Annotated in this window: 3 protein-coding genes and 1 pseudogene; 2 read left to right on the top strand and 2 right to left on the bottom strand. The window is 59.1% G+C overall.

Translation table 11 applies throughout. The features are described 5' to 3' along the window. Together WCA53_RS17285 and WCA53_RS17290 are read left to right on the top strand one after the other, a co-directional pair. A pseudogene (locus tag WCA53_RS17285) lies at positions 1–317 on the top strand (methyl-accepting chemotaxis protein); the annotation flags it as partial. 25 nt (positions 318–342) lie between these two features. After that, complete coding sequence (locus WCA53_RS17290; RefSeq protein WP_423913000.1) at positions 343–1,407, top strand: mandelate racemase/muconate lactonizing enzyme family protein; 1,065 nt, start codon at positions 343–345, stop codon at positions 1,405–1,407. A gap of 844 nt (positions 1,408–2,251) precedes the next feature. On the opposite strand, the gene tssJ is transcribed toward WCA53_RS17290, so the two are convergent. Beyond that, positions 2,252–2,782, bottom strand: coding sequence for a type VI secretion system lipoprotein TssJ (gene tssJ / locus WCA53_RS17295; protein WP_423913003.1), 531 nt, complete (start codon positions 2,780–2,782; stop codon positions 2,252–2,254). A 13-nt stretch (positions 2,783–2,795) separates the two neighbouring features. Further along, positions 2,796–3,261: type VI secretion system baseplate subunit TssG (locus WCA53_RS17300; protein WP_423913005.1), on the bottom strand; the 466-nt coding region annotated here is incomplete at its 5' end.

The following is a 3,261-nucleotide window of genomic DNA, read 5'->3' on the forward strand; positions in this document are numbered from 1 at the left end:
GCAAGGGCATCAGCCAGGTCAATCAGGCCATCACGCAGATGGATGAAGTCACGCAGCAGAACGCGGCGTTGGTCGAAGAGGCGGCGGCTGCCGCCGGCTCGCTCGAGTCGCAGGCGAGCGATCTGAAAGCCGCGGTTTCGATGTTTAGACTAGACGCCTCGCGCGACGCCCGCGCCAACCGTCCCGTCGGGCAAACACACACGACGGTGGCTCCGGCGCGCACCCGCGTTTCCATCACGCCAGTTCCGAAGCGGCCCGCTCCGCGACCCGCTAGGGTGACGCAGATCGCCGAGACGGGCGAATGGGATAGCTTCTAGGGCTTTTAGGCGGCAAGGACCAAACATGACAATCGTGCAGATAAAGAATCATCTCCTGCATTTCCCACTTCGCTCGCCTGTGGGCGGCTCGGGCGTCGCCAGCGTAGACGTATTGATATCGGAACTCTTGCTCGCCTCCGGAGTAAGTGGCTTGGGGTTTTCGTACGTCCTGGGCGGCAGCGGCAAGGTCGCCTACGCCTCAGCCGAGCTGTTGGCAGCAGACATCGTCAATACAAAGCTTGACCATCCTGGGGCTACCTGGCGAAGAATGCATGCGACGTTAAACCGAAGCGGCCAGGGCCCAAACAATATCGCGATGGCTGCAATCGATGTCGCATGCTGGGATGCGTATTCCAAGGAGCGCGGGGAAGTTCTCGGTGTCAGCTTAGGCGGTACGGCGAGAGAAATTCCGGTCTATGGCAGTGGCAAATACAACGCGACGCAAAGTCCTGGTGAGGCAGCGGAAGTTACGAGAATGCACGCTGAGGCGGGATTCAAGGCCGTCAAGCCGCGCATCAATGGTGGAAGGTCGGCAATGGCGGTGCTGGAGGCGGTTCGCGACGCGGCGCCATCGGGATTGGAGCTGATGTGCGATGCAAACGAGAAATGCACTGCGTCGCAAGCTCAACGACTCATGGGCTCTGCGCGAGAGTGTGGCTATCTGTTCGTGGAAGAACCGTTGCCCTCCGATGACGTGGCGGGTTACCGCGCGATAGCTCGCGCCTTTCCACGACTGACTGCACTCGGCGAACACCTGCAAGGCGTGAAGGGCGCACTGCCGTTTCTGGCGGAAGGTTTCTGCAGCGTAATCCAACCTGACCTCGCGATGATCGGTGGACTTACTCCCGCGGTGGAGGTCTCCCGAGTTGCTCAGGCGTTCGGCGTTGAAGTGTCGCCACATTTCTTGCCGGGGTTGTTCGTCCATTTGGGCTACGCCTGTCCAAACGTGACGTGGCTCGAAGACTTTCCGTTGCTTGAACCTCTGTTTGAGGGGTGGTCGGTGGCTGTAGGTGGAAAGCTGACGGCGCGGGATGTGGCCGGACACGGGCTAACACTAGGCGAGGATGTGCTAGAGCGCTATAAAGTTTGATGTCGTCCTTGCGCGCAGCCTGAGTGTGCCGCGCTGGGCGCGGGGAGGCGTCAGCGCTTGCGAGCGGACATTTTGGTCACGCCACCCCGGCTAATTCCGCATGCCCGATTTCAAGCTACAGCTTTTCATCCGACACGATACATAGCTCGGTCGCTGACCTGTCATTTTGCATCGCGATCGGCCATCAAGCCTTTTGGTCGCGCCAGTTCACAAAACTCCTCTGCAGAATACTTCATGATTAAAGCCGCAATGCCACTGGCAAGAAGTGGCACGCCTACCAATCAACTCGGCCAAAATGCATTCTTCCTCGATCCTTTCCATTAGGACCTTCTGAAAGCGATGGCGAGTTCTGTCTGACTGGATATTGTTGATCTTGTCGATCACCTCTTTGATCATTTTTTTTGCGTCGTCAAGTTTCTTTAGACGTAGTTGGCAAAGCGCCTTTCGGATTCTCGACTCGGTTGAAGTCACTTGCATTTCGGACATTGGATCTCTCGTTTTTAGGTTCAAGCGGTCGAATCGCGATTATTGCCGATCCTCTTGAACTCGCCGAGGCAATTAATCACGTAGGTTCGCGCTATCGCGTTGTCGTGCCTGATGCCTTCAAAGATTGAAATAACGTTAAATCGCCTCTCGGCGCGATAGTGCTCGGTCGTACATTCACGTCGTCCTCTATCTTCCAATTGGCGATATAGGTGTCTACAACCCAGTAGACCATTGGGAGCCCGGGGTCATTGCCAGGTTCAGGTCGATGTCGACGACGTATTTCTTTAGACATGCAAAACAACGAAAGCGCCGTGCCGTTGGCTTCGCGCGTCGCTCAACAAAGCGGAGTCTCTTGTCATCACTCACGCCTCGTTCCAGCAAGCCCATCGGCGGCGACCAGCTCGTGCTCAACGAGCTCAAGCTTCAGCGGCGTATCCGCAACAAGCTTCTTCTTCTCAATCACACGACGCCAGGTGCCGTCAGAACCCGGATCACGGTAGAACGCGACGATGGCCACATACTCCGTGTCGGACTGCATCGGCTGTGACAGGCTTGCGGCCGCGCCCGGGTTCATCACGGTCGCGAGACTGGCCTGCAGATCCTGCGCGAGCACGGTCTTATCGCGCTTCAGCAAGTCCTCGTACGATGCGGCGTCAAAGAGCTTGCGGTCTTTGAGCTGGTACACCCGCACTGAGACCGAACAAGGGCGGCTCGCCTCATCCGGGTTGATCGACGCGCGTGCGCTCAGGTCGACTTTCAGCACCTTGACCTGCTTGTAGAACACCGCGTGATATGCGCTCGTGGATGTATCGGATACGGCCTGCCACGCGCCGCAGGCAGACAGCAACAGGCAGGACGCGAGGGCGATAAAGGTTAGGCGTCGGGGCATAAGTACTCTGGATTCAGGTAATGCGGTCAAGATCAAGGTGCGGATTGGGCGCCGGCGCGGGGAACGCCTCATAACAGCCCAGCGGAATCATCATTTGCTGCTCGGTTTGCGACGGCAGTACGGTCGTCCACGCAAGCCGCGGTGCCGGGCCGACGGGCGCTGAGCCTATCCGTGGCGCGGGGACGAATCTGGACGACACGTCCATTCGCAGGAACACATCGGTCTTCGTGCCAACGTAAAGCCGCAGGAAAGCCATCAGTTCGCCGTAGAGCGGCGCGCCCGGCAACAAGTCGTGCGCCTGCTCCGCGTTTGCCGGACGCAGCGTCACGCGCACCGCGCGGCTGCGATACGCGAGACGCGCGCCGAGCACATAGCCACCACCGAGTCCGCGGCGCGCGCCGTCTTCCTTCGTTCTCCCGATGTTCCCGGTGGACGTGAGCGGTTGCGGCTTGCCCGCCCGCCTGAGCGTCGGGTAGAAC

This window comes from Caballeronia sp., from assembly GCF_049581465.1.
GTDB lineage: Bacteria > Pseudomonadota > Gammaproteobacteria > Burkholderiales > Burkholderiaceae > Caballeronia.

Excerpts from the sequence above, each read along its gene's own strand:
- WCA53_RS17290 (WP_423913000.1), top strand. The coding sequence starts at position 343 with ATGACAATCGTGCAGATAAAGAATCATCTCCTGCATTTCCCACTTCGC.
- tssJ (WP_423913003.1), bottom strand. The coding sequence starts at position 2,782 with ATGCCCCGACGCCTAACCTTTATCGCCCTCGCGTCCTGCCTGTTGCTG.